This window comes from Pacificispira sp. HM-600 (genome assembly GCF_977993705.1).
The window spans coordinates 2,320,166-2,336,869 of record NZ_OZ388079.1; the positions used below are offsets into that span (position 1 = coordinate 2,320,166).

17 protein-coding genes and 1 pseudogene are annotated in these 16,704 nt (G+C 65.8%); 8 read left to right on the top strand and 10 right to left on the bottom strand.

Features of this window, described 5'->3' with window-relative positions; all coding sequences use genetic code 11:
- The first annotated feature begins 37 nt into the window (after nucleotides 1–37).
- Genes ACXZ1E_RS11070 through ACXZ1E_RS11080 form a run of 3 tightly spaced genes read left to right on the top strand, consistent with a single transcriptional unit; the run spans nucleotide 38 to nucleotide 2,009 of the window.
- Nucleotides 38–739, top strand: coding sequence for a ferric reductase-like transmembrane domain-containing protein (locus ACXZ1E_RS11070; protein WP_458040553.1), 702 nt, complete (start codon nucleotides 38–40; stop codon nucleotides 737–739).
- Nucleotides 740–761: 22 nt separating this feature from the next.
- The gene (locus ACXZ1E_RS11075; protein ID WP_458040554.1) at nucleotides 762–1,310 is read left to right on the top strand and encodes a hypothetical protein; all 549 of its coding nucleotides are present in this window, start codon (nucleotides 762–764) and stop codon (nucleotides 1,308–1,310) included.
- Between the two features lie 12 nt (nucleotides 1,311–1,322).
- Complete coding sequence (locus ACXZ1E_RS11080; protein WP_458040555.1) at nucleotides 1,323–2,009, top strand: ferredoxin--NADP reductase; 687 nt, start codon at nucleotides 1,323–1,325, stop codon at nucleotides 2,007–2,009.
- A gap of 188 nt (nucleotides 2,010–2,197) precedes the next feature.
- Here the strand turns inward: ACXZ1E_RS11080 and ACXZ1E_RS11085 are convergent, their stop codons facing one another.
- Nucleotides 2,198–3,475 (bottom strand): prolipoprotein diacylglyceryl transferase, encoded by a 1,278-nt coding sequence (locus ACXZ1E_RS11085; protein WP_458040556.1) that lies wholly within the window; start codon nucleotides 3,473–3,475, stop codon nucleotides 2,198–2,200.
- 45 nt (nucleotides 3,476–3,520) lie between these two features.
- On the opposite strand from ACXZ1E_RS11085, the gene ACXZ1E_RS11090 reads away from it, so the two are divergent.
- On the top strand, nucleotides 3,521–3,730 hold the full coding sequence (locus tag ACXZ1E_RS11090) for a hypothetical protein (RefSeq protein WP_458040557.1): 210 nt from the start codon (nucleotides 3,521–3,523) through the stop codon (nucleotides 3,728–3,730).
- Between the two features lie 1,102 nt (nucleotides 3,731–4,832).
- Here the strand turns inward: ACXZ1E_RS11090 and ACXZ1E_RS11095 are convergent.
- The 9 genes and pseudogenes from ACXZ1E_RS11095 to istA all read right to left on the bottom strand — a co-directional run bounded on the left by ACXZ1E_RS11095 (nucleotide 4,833) and on the right by istA (nucleotide 13,223).
- Entirely contained in the window at nucleotides 4,833–5,426 is a 594-nt protein-coding gene (locus ACXZ1E_RS11095; RefSeq protein WP_458040558.1) for a DUF305 domain-containing protein, read from the bottom strand.
- A 275-nt stretch (nucleotides 5,427–5,701) separates the two neighbouring features.
- Nucleotides 5,702–7,978: a heavy metal translocating P-type ATPase gene (locus ACXZ1E_RS11100; protein ID WP_458040559.1), complete on the bottom strand. Its 2,277-nt coding sequence runs from the start codon at nucleotides 7,976–7,978 to the stop codon at nucleotides 5,702–5,704.
- Entirely contained in the window at nucleotides 7,975–8,304 is a 330-nt protein-coding gene (locus ACXZ1E_RS11105) for a heavy-metal-associated domain-containing protein (RefSeq protein WP_458040560.1), read from the bottom strand. Before ACXZ1E_RS11105 ends, ACXZ1E_RS11100 begins: the two co-directional genes overlap by 4 nt.
- A 22-nt stretch (nucleotides 8,305–8,326) precedes the next feature.
- Entirely contained in the window at nucleotides 8,327–8,608 is a 282-nt protein-coding gene (locus tag ACXZ1E_RS11110; protein WP_458040561.1) for a metal-sensitive transcriptional regulator, read from the bottom strand.
- A 477-nt stretch (nucleotides 8,609–9,085) separates the two neighbouring features.
- The gene (locus ACXZ1E_RS11115) at nucleotides 9,086–9,691 is read right to left on the bottom strand and encodes a cadmium resistance transporter (RefSeq protein WP_458040562.1); all 606 of its coding nucleotides are present in this window, start codon (nucleotides 9,689–9,691) and stop codon (nucleotides 9,086–9,088) included.
- Nucleotides 9,688–10,365 (bottom strand): signal peptidase II, encoded by a 678-nt coding sequence (locus ACXZ1E_RS11120; protein WP_458040563.1) that lies wholly within the window; start codon nucleotides 10,363–10,365, stop codon nucleotides 9,688–9,690. Before ACXZ1E_RS11120 ends, ACXZ1E_RS11115 begins: the two co-directional genes overlap by 4 nt.
- On the bottom strand, nucleotides 10,329–10,673 hold the full coding sequence (locus ACXZ1E_RS11125) for an ArsR/SmtB family transcription factor (RefSeq protein WP_458040564.1): 345 nt from the start codon (nucleotides 10,671–10,673) through the stop codon (nucleotides 10,329–10,331). The genes ACXZ1E_RS11120 and ACXZ1E_RS11125 overlap by 37 nt, the downstream gene beginning before the upstream one ends.
- A gap of 46 nt (nucleotides 10,674–10,719) precedes the next feature.
- Nucleotides 10,720–11,529, bottom strand: a complete 810-nt coding sequence (gene istB / locus ACXZ1E_RS11130; protein WP_458040565.1) for an IS21-like element helper ATPase IstB — start codon at nucleotides 11,527–11,529, stop codon at nucleotides 10,720–10,722.
- Nucleotides 11,526–13,223: pseudogene (gene istA, locus ACXZ1E_RS11135) on the bottom strand (IS21 family transposase). The gene istB and the pseudogene istA overlap by 4 nt, the downstream one beginning before the upstream one ends.
- Before the next feature lie 197 nt (nucleotides 13,224–13,420).
- Here istA and ACXZ1E_RS11140 point away from each other — a divergent pair.
- From ACXZ1E_RS11140 to ACXZ1E_RS11155, 4 genes are all read left to right on the top strand, one after another.
- Nucleotides 13,421–13,807, top strand: a complete 387-nt coding sequence (locus ACXZ1E_RS11140; RefSeq protein ID WP_458042918.1) for an ArsR/SmtB family transcription factor — start codon at nucleotides 13,421–13,423, stop codon at nucleotides 13,805–13,807.
- 46 nt (nucleotides 13,808–13,853) lie between these two features.
- On the top strand, nucleotides 13,854–14,003 hold the full coding sequence (locus tag ACXZ1E_RS11145; protein WP_458351947.1) for a hypothetical protein: 150 nt from the start codon (nucleotides 13,854–13,856) through the stop codon (nucleotides 14,001–14,003).
- Between the two features lie 217 nt (nucleotides 14,004–14,220).
- Entirely contained in the window at nucleotides 14,221–14,598 is a 378-nt protein-coding gene (gene cmtR, locus ACXZ1E_RS11150) for a Cd(II)/Pb(II)-sensing metalloregulatory transcriptional regulator CmtR (protein WP_458040566.1), read from the top strand.
- A gap of 176 nt (nucleotides 14,599–14,774) precedes the next feature.
- Nucleotides 14,775–16,700 carry a heavy metal translocating P-type ATPase gene (locus ACXZ1E_RS11155; RefSeq protein WP_458040567.1) on the top strand — a complete coding sequence of 642 codons (1,926 nt, stop codon included), beginning with the start codon at nucleotides 14,775–14,777 and terminating at the stop codon, nucleotides 16,698–16,700.
- Nucleotides 16,701–16,704 lie beyond the last annotated feature (4 nt).

Sequence of the window (16,704 nt, forward strand, 5' to 3'; positions counted from 1 at the left end):
TACATGTGACGAGTCCCGAGCCGAACGCCTGCAGCCATTGCTGCTAGGAGTCCGCACCCCGACGGCACTGTTCGGGCGACACCTCCTCGCCGCGACCGTCGCCGCCGTCCTCGTCTTCTCGGTGTGGCAGATGCATGCCAGCTGGAGTCCAGACATGCGCCTGTGGAAGGCATTCGGCGGCGCTTCCCTGGGGATGCTCTGGTTCGCCGTGTTCATCGGTCCCGCTGCTCGGCTGTGGCGTCCGCTCACGCGGCTGGTGCCGTGGCGGCGCGAGTTCGGCATCTGGTTTGTGGTGATCAGTGTCATCCACGCATACCTGGTGTGGGACGGCTGGGCTCGGTGGGACGTGGCAGCACTGCTGGGCTACCAGCTCTCCCCGGAAACCGGCATGTACCTTCGCGCAGAGCCCGGCTTCGGTCTCGCGAACATCCTTGGCCTGATGGCGCTCATGCTCGGCTTAGGACTCGCCGCTACCTCCTTCGACCGGGCGGTCGGCTTCCTCGGCATCTCGGCCTGGAAGTGGCTCCACACGCTGGCTTATGCGGCGTTCTTCCTGACCACTGCGCACGTCCTGTACTTCGCGTTCATGCATTACACGCCGGCGTCGCCCGAGGCTCAGTTGTACGCGCCGAACCCGCTGCGGTGGGTCTATCTTGCGATGATGGTCACGGTGTCCCTCGCTCAAGCGGCCGCCTTCGTGAGGACCACGATGGCGCGGAGGAGCTTCGGTGGAGCGTGAACGGACGGGACCGGTGAGACGCGTGCTCACCACGGCGGCCCTTTCCCTGATCGGCGTGATGCTCGCGCTACCGATCCTGCTGATCGCGTCCACCATGCTGGTGCTCGAGAGTCGGCTAGCGGCCAACGCAGGCTCCGCGATGGGCGCACCGGCTCAGGCCGCCGAGTACGCCCGCTCGTTCTCCATGACGGTGTCTGAACCGGACCGGACGGTCCGGCTTTGGCTGGAGAACATGGAGGGCCAGCCGAATTTCCGGCAGACCATCGAGGTCGACGGGCAGCCCGTCTCGGAGCAGCTCTACCTATCCGAAGAACAAACGCTATACACAGCTGAAGCGAACGCGGACTCGGAGCTCGCCTGGACGATGGTGGAAGGCGTCACTCCGGAGCAGATGCAGTTCTCCCGGCTCGCGACGGGGCCCGCCGCATGGGCACTCGAATACGGGGTGGGAGACCACCAGGTGCCGGTCCAGGGAGGCAGCTTCGACATCACGGTGCACAGCGTCGACGAAGACATTCCGGCCGAGGTGTTCGAGCTTCCCCCGGACGCCGCACCGGTCCCGGCCGAGTGAGCCGGGCAGCCGATGAGCAGAATCCAACGGACGACGATCCTCGAGCGAAAGCGGATCGCGGATGACGCACTCGAGATCTCCTTCGCTCGCCCCGCCTGCTTCACCTTCTCGGCCGGGCAGCACATCCAGGTGAAGCTGCCGCAGCTTGCGCACGCCGACCCCCAGGGGAGCTCGCGGGTGTTCTCCATCGCGTCGTCGCCGAACGACCGACGACGGATCTCGATCGCTTTTCGGCGGACCATGAGCGGCTTCAAGCGGTCGCTCGAGCAATACCCCATCGGGACGGAGGTGCTATTGGAGGGCGCCCACGGCTTCTACACGCTGCAGGGCACACCGCGCCATCCGATCGTGTTCGTCGCCGGGGGGATCGGTATCACGCCGCAGTTGAGCATGATCCGCTTCGCCACAGAGGAGCAACTCCCCGCGCCGCTCGCACTCGTCTACCTCAACCGCAACCGAACGAGCGCGGTGTACCTCGACGAGTTGACGGCGCTCGCGCGCCGAAGCGACCACTTCACCTTATGGAGCACTTCCAGCACCGTCGACCTGCCGGAGGTCCGTCAAGCGGCGGAGGACTTCCCGACCGCGGTGTGGCACCTCGCGGGCCCGGCTGGGATGGTGGACCACGTCCGTAGCCTGCTGTCCCTCTCCGGCGTGGACGACCTCAGCGTGTTCACCGAAGTGTTCGTCGGATATTGAGGCCGGCCCGCTCCCTGCCGCGCGGAGAAGTCCTGCGGACTGGTGCATCCGGACTTCTCAAGGTCGGGCCGTGGCGTGCACCAGTGCACCCAGGACAGGGTCGCTAGTTCGATCTCATCGGCGGTCCGCAAAGTCCCCATCCCAAGTCCCCGGTGACCCGCCCCTCTTCGCCAGCGGCTCACCGGAGCTCATCGCGCGTACATGACTATGGCGGCGGCAACGTCGGCGGCCAAGATGATCGCCGCTGCGGCCAACGTTATCGCTCGTCCGTGACGGGTTTTACCGCGCTCCGCTCGCAACGGCAAGAGTAGCTGCCGACCTGCGACGTAAGCGGCCAGGGTTCCGATGAAAATCACGCCACCCAGCGGCGGGCTCCCCAGGATGATCAGGAGCGCGAGAGCGGCTACCCCGATCGCCGCCGCGACAGCGGATTCCAGCAATTGCGTAGGGATACGGCGCACCCCGACACGCCGGTCCGAGGACCACAAACCCCAACGCGATGCGGTGGGGCGCCCCACGCAGCATCCGCTGAAGAAACAGCCGAACCGACCTATCGTCATCCCGAACATCAACGCGGGCGCGGTGATGTCAAGCAACGTGCCTATGGGGATGCCAGCCACCCATGCACCAATGATTAAGCCCGCACCGGCGCCAATAACAAACCCTTGGATGCACATCCCTCCCCCGATCAATGCACGACGCCGCGCGGCCGGATACACCGCAAGGTAGTAAACCTTGGCTCCGATCAGCCCGATCAGGCTCGCTATCACTGACACCAGTGCTACCCCGAACACCGACAGCCCTAGAAAGGCGGCGAGCATCGCCTGCAGGCTCAACCCGACTACCGCACCTAACCCGACCAGAGCCGCCCAAGAGCCAAGGAATACCCCCGGAGCCCGCTGCGCGATCACCGGAGCCCAACCCGTGGAACCCTGTGCTCTTCCCCCGGGTAGATGCGGTAACGCGGCTCGCAGACCATTGGATGGGCCTTCATCAAGTCCGAGATGGTGGGCCGACGGCCGAGCGACCACCCTCCAAGAGCCCGCTGCCAATCCCGGGACTCGAGTAGTGACCGCAACCCGGCCGACCCCCGGCAGTACGGGCTTTACTGTCGTCGAAACCTGAAACCTGTCGCCGGGACCGGGACGGTGAGTCACGCCTGCCCGCTGTCCCTCAAACGTGACCGTTACTGCGTAAGGGTCGCCCTCAGGCGCGGCGTTGAACTCATAGGTCAGTCCCAAGGCATGCGGCTCAGCCTCCGCCAAGGCTCTGCAATTGAACGCGGAAATCTGCAAAGCTCCAGGCTGTACGTCACCACTGCCCTGATCTGGCTTCGCTGGTGGCGGTTTAGATCCGCCGACCCTGGCCTGTGCTGCGCCGAGCCCAACCTGTGGTTTAGGAGGCGCCGACCCACGGAAAAACGATGCCCCAGGAGGCGACGGAGTCTTCTTCGGGTCGGCGGTCATGGCCGCGGTTCCATGGGGAGCTCTAGCGCCGGACGACGGTTCATGGTGACTACGCGTCCGGTCCTCGTTGAAATGGAGAGCCTTCGTCGCGTGCTCGACGCGGGCCGGGAAGTGCCCAGCGGCACAGTCCTGCGGGTCCTCCACGATCGGGTGGAACGCGCCACAGGCTTCGCACTCGAAGTCCAGGAACTCCACGACGACGACGGCGCCCTCACCTCCGTCGTCGACGACATGCGAATTGGGGCGCACCGCTGAGGCCACCTCCGCGTCGCCTGCGAGAGGCGATAGTTCATCAGGGCACAGATAATTCTGGCGAGGACCAGAACGACAGCGACAGCAATGGCGATCAACGTCGCCTTCACGGGGGTCTTCACGAAGCAACTCCAAACAATCAACAAACGCACGGCACAAAGCGGATACCTCCGGCGGGAGCCGGAGTGGGCGCCATCAGAGAGATGGCGTACGACGTATCAGGTTCGCGAGATGCTCAGTTGCGTGAGTGAAAGTGCAGCCTTGCGGGGCGGAGTCGGCGTAGCGAGGAGCACCCGGGTCGATGCAAGCGGTCGTCGGACGTAGATGGGGCGCCCTCGCGAATGGAACCACCTGGACACGATCAGAACGAGAAGAACCCCGCACAGTACCCCAAGCGCGCACACCCCTACCCCCAGAAGGGAGTTGGTGCCCAGGTATGTGCTAACGATGGTCTGAACGCTCGGAGCGGGCCCTTCGACGTGTGAATCGATCAGCTCGACGCCAACGGGAGCCGGTGCGCCAGCCTCCTGATAGGAGTGGGTCGATACCCAAGCGCCAAGAATGAGAAAAAACGCGAGCGTCACACCCGTAATGATCTTCGTTATCATCAGGCGCTCGGACAGTATTGTCGAGGGTTGGGTGGACACCGGGGCGATCATGTCGCTCTCACACTATCAACGTTTGGTGGTGCGCTAGATGGGCTCTTTGCAGATGAGGGTGTGGTGGTGTCGGTTTCTGGGCAGGGGTCGAGGTCTTCCAGGATGGAAGTTCTCACACTGCCCAGCCGAAAGACCTCGACGTGCCCCACGCTACCTTCGCGAACCCTGACCTCACCACGTTCTGCTGGCTCGAGGAGTGGTGGCCTGCGGTCCGCGCCGGCGTGTGCGCCGACCAACACAGCACCGTCGGGCGCGAACGCGACGTCGTGAATGTGAGCGACGGGCGGGGCGGAGGAAGGTTCATCGCTGCCGGCGGTCGTGCAGGCCGCGACGGTAACTGTCAGCACGCCAGCGAGACGGTGGCAGTGGGGGTGCGTGTGCGCGTGTTCATGGTGGCGGGCTGCACGGGCGAGGGCCGGCCGGCGGGTGTGGCCGGCCCCTGCCTGTCAGAGGGTCGCGAGGATGTCCTCCATCGTCGTGATCTCGGTGGTCTGCGAGGCGACGATGTTCTCCGCCAGGGCAATCACATCGGCGTTCTCACCGTTGTCGATCTGGGTCTGCGCCATGTCGATCGCGCCTTCGTGGTGCACGATCATCTGCTCCAGGAACAGGCGCGACGCTTCCACGCCGGTGGCGCCCTCAAGCGCCTCCATGTCAGTGTCCGACATCATCCCCCCGTCGTCCATACCGCCCATGTCGCCCATCGGGGTGCCCCACTCGTCCAGCCACGACTCCATCAGCTCGATCTCGGGGCCCTGCGCAGCTTTGATCTGCTCGGCGAGAGTGAGTACGCGGTCATCGATCCCATCCTTGGCGAGGATCATGTCGACCATCTCTACGGCCTGTTCGTGGTGCGGGATCATCATCATCGTGAACTGCATGTCTGCGGAGTTCACATCGGCGGCAGGGGACGCCGAGGACGATGAGCCCATCCCGGGCATGTTGTCCATCCCGCCACCGGTCGTGGTGCCGGTGCAACCGGCGAGAGCGAGCAGGGCGGTCAGGGTGATCGCGGCGGTCGCCGTGGCACGGTTCTTCATCAGGTGTCTTCTCAGTCGTTGTGAGGCGCACGAACCGGATGTTCGTGCGCGAGACTGCTGTGCCCACGCGCAGGAACGGGTCGGCTGACTGCACCCCTCAGGTACGACCGATGCAGAGAACCAGCAGAGACGGTGGTCTAGGAAGGACAGTGCCACGGGCGATCAGGGCCGGTCCGGCAGGCAGCGCGGTCCGCCAGGTGGCGGCCATGCGAGGCAGGCGTTGCGCCAGAGCGATCATCGACATGTCACCTCGCTCGCTTCCCAGGGTAAACGGATCAGGCCAGCTGGGGCGTGCGGGACAGAGGTACGGCTACGGCGGCCGAAGCGGTGGCGTGGGCGCGGAAGCGTCGCAGCCGGAGGCTGTTGGTGACCACAAACACAGACGAGAACGCCATCGCGGCGGCCGCGATCAGCGGATTTAGCAGGCCGAGCATCGCCAGCGGGATCGCGGCGATGTTGTACGCGAACGCCCAGAACAGGTTTCCCTTGATGGCGCCCAGGGTTCGGCGGGCAAGCCGGATCGCATCCGCGACCACGAGCAGGTCACCGGAGACGATCGTGATGTCACTCGCGGCGATCGCCGCATCCGTCCCGCCGCCCATTGCCACCCCGAGATCCGCCGCGGCGAGGGCCGCGGCGTCGTTCACGCCATCGCCGACCATCGCCACCACCCGCCCCGAGGCGTGCAGCTGCCGGATCGCTTCGAGCTTCCCGGCAGGGGTGACTCCGGAGCGGACTTCGTCAATGCCGACGAGGGCGGCGATGTGCTGCGCCGCGCCGGCGTTGTCGCCGGTGAGCAGCACCGGACGGAGCCCGAGCGCGCGGAAACGTGCGATCGCTTCGGCGCTGCTGGGCTTGACGGTGTCGGACACGGCGATCATGCCGAGGAACTCGCCGTCGCGTGCGACCGCAATTACCGTCGCCCCGGCCGCTTCCAGACCCTCAGCTTCGGTACGGTGGGTGGTGGGGGCGTGGACGGACCATTGGTCTTCGACCCACAGGGGACGCCCAGCGACCACGACAGCGTCATCGATCACCGCTTGCACGCCGAATCCGGCGTGCGAGGTAAATGCCTCGGCAGGAGTCGGTGTGCCCTCCGCTGCCGCGACGATCGCACGGGCGACGGGGTGTTCCGATCCCCACTCTGCGGCGGCGGCCGATGCTAGGAGGTCCTCGGGAGTGATGCCGGGTGCAGGGGAGAGGGTGGTGACGGACATGACACCGTTCGTGATGGTGCCGGTCTTGTCCAGCACGATGGTGTCGACCTGGCGGGTCTGCTCGAGTACCTGGGGTCCGCGGATTAGGATGCCCAGCTGCGATCCGCGGCCGGTGCCGACGAGCAGCGCGGTGGGCGTTGCCAAACCGAGGGCGCAGGGGCAGGCGATGATCAGGGTCGCGACGGCCGCGGTGAACGCAACCTCGAGAGACCCGCCGAGCAGCAGCCATCCGACGAACGCGATGATCGCCAGGACGATCACGATCGGAACGAACACGGCCGAGACGCGGTCAGCGAGGCGCTGTACCTTGGCCTTGCCGGTTTGCGCTTCGTCCATCAGTCGTTGCATCCGTGCCAGCTCGGTATCGGCGCCGACGCGGGTGATCTCCAGGGTCAGCCGCCCGCCGACGTTCACGGTGGCGCCGACCACTCGGGAACCTCTGGTGACCTCAACCGGGACGGATTCGCCTGTCAGCATGCTCGCGTCGATCGCGGACGCGCCCTCAACCACGAGCCCGTCGGAGGGGATTTTCTCCCCGGGGCGCACGACAACTTGGTCGCCGACGGCTAGCTGTGACACCGGCACGAGCTGTTCGATGCCGTCGACGAGCAGAGTGGCGTGTTTCGCGCCGAGATGAAGGAGGGCGCGGAGCGCTTCGGATGAGGACTTCTTCGCGCGGGCTTCGACATATCGGCCGGCAAGGATGAATACCGTCACGAGGGCAGTGACTTCGAGGTAGATCTCGCCGCTCCCGGCCTCAGGGCTGCCGAACAGGGTGAAAGTCATGTGCATGCCCGGCATCCCGGCCATTCCGAAGAACAACGCGTACAGCGACCACCCAAACGAGGCGATCACTCCGACGCTGATCAGGGTGTCCATGGTCGCCGCGCCGTGTCGGGCGTTCACGAACGCGGCACGATGGAAGGGCCACGCGCCCCAGACCGCCACCGGTGCGGTGAGGGTCAACGCCAGCCACTGCCAGTAGGTGAACTGGAGCAGCGGAATCATCGACATCAGCGCGACCGGCACTGCCAGTGCGGTGCTGATCAGCAACCGGTGCCGAAGCAAAACCAGCTCAGGATCCTCGGGCACCTCGTCCGTCGAGGTGGGCTCCGCGACGATCGGGGCGGGAAGCACCGCGGAATACCCCGCGGATTCGACGGCGGCGATCAACTCCGCGGTCTCGACACCGTCGGCACGCACACGCGCCTTCTCGGTCGCATAGTTTACGGTCGCTTCAACCCCGGGAAGCTTGTTCAGCTTGCGCTCGATCCGCGTCGCGCAGGACGCACAGGTCATCCCTGAGATCTCGAGCTCCACATCGGCGGTGCTCATGCGGGGTTGCCGGCGAGGGTGTACCCTGCCTCCTCTACTGCGGCCCGCACCTGCGTAGCGTCGATCGGCGCTCCACTGTGAATGCTGACGCGCGAGGCGCCGCCCGCGTTCAGGTCGACCGACACGGACTCGACACCCTCGATCGAGGTGAGCTCCTCGGTGACACTCATCACGCAGTGCGAGCAGGTCATCCCGTCGACCAAGACAACCTGAGTAGTCGTGGACGCTGCTATCGGGGTGTCGACGGCGGACGCGGTGGAACAACAGCTGCACCCGGCGGCGGAGTCGGTCAGGCCCAGGTCGGTGCGGTCGTTGGTGGTGTTCATGATGAGTGCCTTTCGTTGGGGGTCAGGAACGGACCAGGCGAGCGATCGCCTCGTTGGCTTCGCGGATCTTCTCGGTCGCAACGGCACCGCCCTCTGCGGCCGCTTCCGCGACACAGTGCGACAAATGATCGGCCAGCAGGGACAGGGCCACCGTCTCGAGGGCGCTGGTCGCGGCGGAAACCTGGGTGAGGATGTCGATGCAGTACTTATCGTTTTCCAGCATCCGCGCGATCCCTCGCACCTGACCTTCCGCGCGACTGAGTCGCTTCAGAAGGTCATCTTTGTTGTCCGAGTAACCGTTCACAAGGACATACTATACCCCCCTAGGGTACTTGAAGTCACGATGGGTGGGATGAACGTGCACGTTGAGTGTCTACGGTGCGAGACGGTAAAGACCTCCTATCTGCACGACGACCGCCGGGAGGGTGAGAATGAATCTGAATACAGCGAAAGTCGACCGTGTGAGACGACGTCGAGACGTGCGGTCGCCCAGCGCGCACCTATCGGTGGTCGAGTGAGGACATCTGCATGCATACATCTGCGTATGCATGCAGATAAGCGGGAAAGTGCGTGGCTATGTCAACTAGAGGTGGCCCCGGGGTGACGGCTACATGTGGCTCCACCGAATCGGTGTTAGCGACCGGGGATGTCCGCCGCGGTAGGGGTGCGGGCCTTCCCTCACCTTCGGGCGGGAGTCGTCTCTGAGCCCCCCCACGATGACGGCCGTGATAGATCGTCCGACTGGATCGAGTCCCCGTGCTCGACGTCGAAACGCGGTGGATCAGAGTCCGAATGCGCCCCCGCTTATCAGGATGAAGATGCCAAGCCCGATGAGAACTAGCGGGAAAAGGATGTGCTCCCAACGTTCCAGGATTTCGGCGATCGGACGTCGCGTGGCAATGAACTTGGCCACTATCACCAACACTGCAACGAGCGCGAGGAACACAAGGCAGTAAGCGACCACGGCGGCCGGCCCCACGGTGAGGAAGACGGGGACGTAGACGCCGATGTTGTCTCCGCCGTTAGCGAAGGTGACTCCGGCTACGGCCCAGACAGCGACCTTCTTGCCTTCGATCTTGACCTCATCGTCATCATCGTCCTCGTGCCTGTGGCGCCACGCTTGCCAGGCTGCCCATAACCCCAGCGCCAGTGGAATCAGGCCGAAATAGGGGATGACATCGGGAGGCAGGAACGCTCCGGCGCCGAGGGATACGAGTACGGCGGCGGCGAGAATACCTACGAATCCCAGGTACTGACCGACCAGAATCCGAGCCGTTGCACCTCGTTGCCCAGCGCCGCGGGCGAAGAATAGTGACAGCACGATGATGTCGTCGATGTTCGTGGCAAAGAACAGGCCGATCGCTTGCAGGACGGAGTGGAGGATCATGCCTTCGCCTCCCGGAGGTAGACCAGCAGGCCGAGCCCCACCCCAACACCGAGGATGACATCGGCGAGGTTGCCGATGAAGAGGTTGCCGTAGGCGAGAAAATCGGTCACGTGACCGCGGCCGAATCCGGGCGGGGCGAGCAGTCGGTCCAGGAGGTTGCCGACTGCCCCTCCCCATACGAGGCCGATCGCGATCGCCCATCCGACGGTGCGAGCACGTGTCGCGGCGATGAGCAGGGCGATCGAGGCCGCACCCGCTACGGCCGTCAACAGCCAGGTTGCGTCGGCTGCGAGGGACATGACGGTGCCGGGGTTGAATGCGAGTTGTAAGCCGAGCCAGTCCCCGAGGAGCGGGATTCGCTCGTCCTCGCGGAGCTGCGCGAGGGCGAGCGCTTTGGCGCCTTGGTCGACCAGTACAGCGACTGCTGCGACACCGACCGCTAGTAGGAACCGTCGAGCTCGGCCCCTCTCGGTCGCACGGCGAGGCGAACTTGACACTTCGAGACCCTCCGCTCGGGCGAGAGGGGGTCCGTCATGGGGGGAGGTCGTGCTTTCTTCCGCCGCGCTGCGCGAAGCCCGTTGGGCGAGGCGCAAGCCGCGTCGGCTGAGGCGCTCGACCTCGGCGGTGTCGAGAGCCGTCACTTCGCCATCTCCCGGGTGCCGTAGACCGAGCACAGGTCCACTCGGGATCCGGTCGCTTCGAGCACTCCCTCTGCCGCTCGGAGAAGGTCGATCAGCTCGGGACGGGACAGGGAGTAGAAGACCTGACGGCCCTCCGACCGCCCCGCCACGAGGCCACAATCTCGTAGGCAGGCGACGTGAGCGGAAACGGTCGATTGGGCGAGACCGAGACGTGCCACCAGGTCGGTGACTCTCAACTCCCCGCCGGCCAGTTGCTGCACGACCGCGAGCCGAGTCTCGTCAGCAAGCGAGTGGAATAGCGCGACAGCGGGATCCAGATCAGGTGAACAGTTCATCGTCATACACCGATGATAGCCAAAACGGACGATGACTAGTGATGCCTACTCGTCAGTTGGTTTGTTGCTGGTGTCGGGTGTGGGCGAGTCGGTAGGAGTCGGTGCCGGTTTCGATAATGGTGCCGTTGAAGGTGAGCCGGTCAACGATCGCAGCGCAGAGTCTCGGGTCAGTGAAGGTTTTCGTCCACCCGGAGAAGGACTCATTCGACGCGATCGCGATGGAGTTGTTCTCCTCCCGCTCGGTGAGGACCTGGAACAGGAGCTCCGCGCCGCGGCGATCCAATTCCATATACCCCAGCTCGTCGATCGCGAGGAGATCCACCCGGCCGTAGCGGGCAATGGTGCGGGCGAGGTTCTTCTCATCCGCGGCTTCGACGAGTTCGTTCACAAGCCGGGTGGCGAGGGTGTATTTGACCCGGAAGCCTTTCTCAGCCACGGCGGTGCCGAGGCCGATGAGGAGGTGCGATTTGCCGGTGCCAGAGTCGCCGATGAGGCAGAGTGGTTTCCCTTTCCGGACCCACTCGCCGGTGGCGAGGGTGTTGATGGTCGCGGCGTTGATGTTCGGGTTCGCGTCGAAGTCGAAGTCCCCTAACCACTTGTCCCTCGGAAAGCCGGCGGCTTTCACCCGGCGGACGGACGAGCGCCGGTCCCGGTCGTCGCACTCGGCGAGGAGGAGTTCGGCGAGGAACCCGTGATAGCTGAGCTGTTCCTTCTGAGCGGTCGCGGTGGCCTCGTCGACGACGGCTCGGATCGTCGGCAACCGGAGCCGCCGGCACGCCTGGTCGATCGCCGCGATGGCAGCTTCCTCGGTGAGCCCTCGTCGACGTCTCAGGGTGGTGGTGACGCTGGTGGTGACGGTCATGATGCAGTTCCTTCCTTCACGGCCGGAGCGGCTGTGGTCTCGGTTCGTGCAGGCAGTCGGAGCAGCTGGTCGTAACCCGCCACCGACGGGAGTGGCCTCGTGTCGGCGGGGAGCCCGGCGATGACGGCGGCGGGATCCGCGAGCCGGCGTTGGGTGAGGCTGATGACCCGGGGCCCGGTGGTTTGTCCGTCGCGCCGTTCATCGTCGTGTGCTCGAGCAACGAGGTGACGGCCAGAACTGGCCCCACCCGCTGCTTCATGTCGACGGGCTTCGACCGCGACGACATCGGCGGTGACCGCTCCGACGAGCAGGGCCGACCGGATGCCGGCTTCGACGTCGGCGGCGGCCATGGATCGGTGCAGGAGGAGGACGTCGATCAGCTGCCGGGTGGCGACGGAGTCCCCGTCGGTCTTCCGGGCTGCGGCCCAGAACGCTTCATGCGCGGACGTGAACGTGCCCGCCGCTCGAGCTGCGGCCAGTGCCGTCGAGCCGGGCAGAGCGCCCGGTTTTCTCTTGAGCACGTCGAGGTAGTGGTCGAGGTCCACCGATTCCCCGCCCCGCGCCACGACCCTCGCGTGTCGGGCGACCTCGAGGCGACCGTCGAACACGACTACCTCGGCCGCTCCGAGGGAGACGCGCACTTGCCGACCAATCAGGCGGGAGGGGACGGAGTATCTCGCCATCCGCACCGTGATCAGACTCGACCTATCCACTCGTGGCGTGAGCGGCAACCCCGGATCGAACCGCTCTGCCGGCAGAGCGGCGAGGAGCGGTTTTTCAGTGGCGAAGTCCCCTCCGACCGACCGGAGCCGGGTGTCGATCCGGCGGGCGTCGTCCGCTTCGTCCCAGGCGATGAGCTTCTCGTTGAGTTGGGCGAGGGAGTCGACTTCGGGCATCGGGGAGAGTCGATTCCGGCGGAACCTCCCGACCTCACCCTCGACCCCGCCCTTCTCGTGCGCGCCGCCGATTCCGGGTTCGCAGTAGAACGCGTCGAACCCGTAGTGGGAGCGGAACAGCACCCACCGGTCGTTCTCATCCCGACGCCTCCCGAACAGCACCTTCGTCACTGCAGAGGTCAGATTGTCGTACCGGATATGCCTCGTCGGCACACCACCGATCGTGTCGAACGCGTCGATGTGTCCCTGCAGGAACGCTTCCTGCGACTGGGTGGAGTAGATCCGGTGCACCGCCTTTCCCGAGTGGGAGAGGCGGAAGACGAACATGTGGCACTTCGTTTTCACCCCGGCGAGAACCACCCAGACGTCGCCGAAGTCGACCTCCGCCTCAGCCCCGGGCGCGTGCCCCTGCGGGATGAACGCGTCAACCCTCCGGCGGCCGGCGTCCACTTCGATCTCGACTCGGCGGGTCCGGACGTAGTCCCGGACCGTGGAGTAAGACAGCTCCGTTGCACCGTGTTCCTCCGCGAGCCGGGCGAGGATCCGGGTAGCTGTGTGGCGTTGCTTCTTCGGAGCATCGAGATCCACCCGGAGCATCTGATCAATGGCTTCTTTAAACGGAGCCAGACGAGGCGCCACCCGAACCTGCACCTTCCGTGCCGGTGGCTCGGCAGACCCCTACGCGGACCGCACCGTCCGTCGGTGGACCCCATGCCGGCGCGCTAACTCCCGCACCGAGAGTCCCTCGACCCGGGCGTCCCTCCGAATAGTTGCGAACAGATCCACCGTCGACCTCATCAAGGGCCCTCTCGTCAGAATCATCCAGACGAGAACACGCTCACGGGCGGCCCACTCAAACCCGCGAAAGGCCCCCGGCAAGTCCGAAACGGTGGAGCCACATGTAGCCGTCACCCCGGGGCCATATCAGGCTGTCATAACCAAGTGCGTATCGTCCGGATAGTTCATACGTCGAGCTTGCGGTGGAGATCTTCGGGATGCTCGCTGACGCGACACGTGTGCGGATTGTCCTCGCGCTGGAGGATGCGGACAAATTTTCCGTCAGCGCTCTCGCCGAAGTGATCGACAAGTCGCCTGCCGCCGTCTCGCAGCAACTTGCCAAGCTGCGCCTGGCTCGCATAGTGGCGACGAGGCAGGAGGGGCAGAAGATCTTCTACCGGCTGGAGAACGAGCACGCATCCCGGTTGGTGGCCGATGCCATCCTCCAAGCCGAGCATTCTCTCGGCGGCAGCCCCCGCCATCACCATGCAGAGCATTGTTGTTGTTTTCAGCGGCACGCACCGACGGAGTCACCTCCCTCGCGGTCGTCGGGGGAATCGGAGTGCTCCTCGGCTTCCCCCTCGCCGACCCCATCGTCGGACTGATCATCTCGCGGCGATCTTCATCCTCCTGATCGGCACTATCCGCAGCGTGGGCCGGCGTCTCCTCGACGGCGTAGAACCCGAACTCGTCGACAAGGTCGCGCGCGCACTGGCCCACGTCGAGGGGATCGAGCATGTCGACCGCATCCGCATCCGCCTTCGCTGGAACGGGCACCGGTTGGAGGGGACGGGATCCTGACCACGCGCCAGCCATAGCGCGCTCCGATTGTTGGACGGAGGGCCCAGGTGTTGGCCGGAGGGCCCAGGCCAGGCGTTGAGGCGGCGGGAGCAGCAGGGGCCTCGTTGAGAAGCTGCCTACTTTCGCGGCGTCAGTCACCAGCGGGCCGCTCACTTCCACGCCCCCTGCTGTCGAGGGGCCGAACAGATTAGGTCAGTAACTGCTGTATAGTCATCGCATGCTGACTATAGCGTCCCGTCTCGATGTGATGAACCGGCTCGGTCGGGCGATGGCTGATCCGACGCGCTCGCGTATTCTGTTGACCTTGTTGGACGGCCCGGGGTATCCCGCAGAGCTCTCGCGAGATCTGGAACTGACGCGCACAAACGTCTCGAACCATTTGTCGTGTTTGCGGGGGTGTGGTCTGGTCGTGGCTACCCCAGAGGGTCGCCGCACCCGATACGAGATCTCTGACCGTCACCTGACCCGCGGCATTAGGCACCTGCTCGACGCAGTGGTCGCGGTCGACGAGGGCACGCCGTGCGCCGATGACGCGTGCGAGTGTTGTGAGAGCATCGGGTCACTCGACTCGGTGGTGACCGGGGTGACCCGGTGAGCGAGGAATGCTGCGGTCCGGGCGAGTCGCGAAAGACCGGCACGGTGCGACGAGTTGACCTGCACCGGCCCGCGGCGACGGACGCTTGCTGCGCACCACGCGAGCCGGGCGGCCCTGCTACGAAGGTGCCTGCGGACGAGGGTGACGCGTGCTGCGGCTCGGACCCTGCACGGACGGTGCTCCAACGCAACGGCGAGGATGAGGAGGTCCGCCCGGCGTGGTGGCGCGACCGTGCGCTCCTGCCCTCCGTCCTGTCGGGTGTGTTCCTGTTCGTCGGGTACATCTTCGAGTGGTCCGGGCTCGACATCCCCGCGGTGGTGTTGCAGTCGGCCGCATTGGTGGCGGGTGCGTACACGTTCGTTCCCGGTGCTGTTCGTCGGCTTCTCCGCGGCCGCCTCGGGGTGGGACTGCTGATGACGATCGCCGCGATCGGGGCTGTGCTTCTCGGCCATGTGGGCGAGGCGGCGACGCTTGCGTTCTTGTTCTCCCTCGCCGAGGCCCTTGAGGACCGTGCGATGGACCGGGCAAAGGCGGGGCTGCGCGCTCTCCTCTCCCTGATTCCGGAGACGGTGCGCGTGTCACGTCCGACCGGTGATGTCACGATCCCCGCAGCGGAGGTGCGCGAACTCGACATCCTCGTGGTGGGTGCCGGTGAACGTGTCGCCACCGACGGCGTGGTCGTGGAGGGCCGGTCGAGTTTGGACACGTCCGCCGTGACGGGCGAATCCATTCCGGTAGATGTCGGGCCCGGCGGGACGGTCGTCGCGGGTTCCGTGAACGGGGCGGCGACGCTGCGGATCGAGGCGACCGCCGATGGTCGCGACAACTCGCTGACGCAGATTGTTGCTCTGGTGGAGCAGGCTCATGCTCGGAAGGGAGACCGGGCGCGGTTGGCCGACCGTATCGCCCGCCCGCTGGTGCCTGCCGTGCTGATTGCCGCTGCCGCGATCGTCGTGTTCGGGTTCATCGTGGGGGATCCCGGGACCTGGATCGAGCGCGCCCTGGTGGTCCTCGTCGCCGCGTCGCCCTGCGCTTTGGCGATCGCGGTTCCGGTGACGGTGATCAGCGCGATCGGGGCTGCGTCAAAATTCGGTGTGGTGATCAAGTCGGGTGAGGCGTTCGAGCAGTTGGGCACGATCCGTACGGTGGCGCTGGATAAAACCGGGACGCTCACCCGCAACGAACCCACCGTCACGGACGTGCGACCCGCGTCGGGCGTTACCCGCGAGGAACTTCTGACCTGGGCTGCAGCGGTCGAAGCGACCAGCACGCACCCACTGGCCAGGGCGATCACCCAGGCCGGACCGGGAGCTGCATCCGCGACTGACGTGGTGGAGGAGGCCGGCCACGGTGTCACTGGCGGGGTAGGCGACCGGGTCGTGCGCGTCGGCAACGCCCGCTGGCTGGACCCCGGCGTGCTCCGCGTCGCCGCGGAGGAGATGGCAGCGCGCGGCATGACCGTTGTTGTCGTCGAAGCAGACGCACAGCTCGCCGGTCTGATCGGGGTGCGCGACGAGCTCCGCCCGGAGGCGCCGGAAACGGTCCGGATGTTGCACGCGCAGGGCATCGACACGATCATGCTCACCGGTGACAACAACCGCACCGCGCACGCGATCGCTGAGGAAGCCGGAATCACCGATGTCCGGGCCGAGCAGCTGCCGAGAGACAAGGCCGACGCGATCGCGGCGCTCGTAGCGGCGCGTCCGACCGCGATGGTCGGTGACGGTATCAACGACGCCCCGGCGCTGGCTACCGCAACCGTCGGGATCGCCATGGGAGCGAAAGGCTCCGCGGCGGCGATCGAATCTGCCGACGTCGCCTTCACCGGCCACGATCTCCGCCTCATCCCCAGCGCCCTGGCACACGCCAGACGCGGACGGCGGATCATGACCGCCAATATCGGCCTTGCGCTGGCGATCATCGTCGTGCTCTTCCCTCTCGCGCTATTCGGGGTGCTGGGGCTTGCCGGGGTCGTCCTGGTTCACGAGATCGCGGAGCTGATCGTCATCGCGAACGGCGTTCGCGCTGCGCGTCGCCCGGCACTCGTTCGCGGCATGACCGAGTTGGACGACTCCCAGCCCGCAGTCGCCCCGACGTCCTGAACCC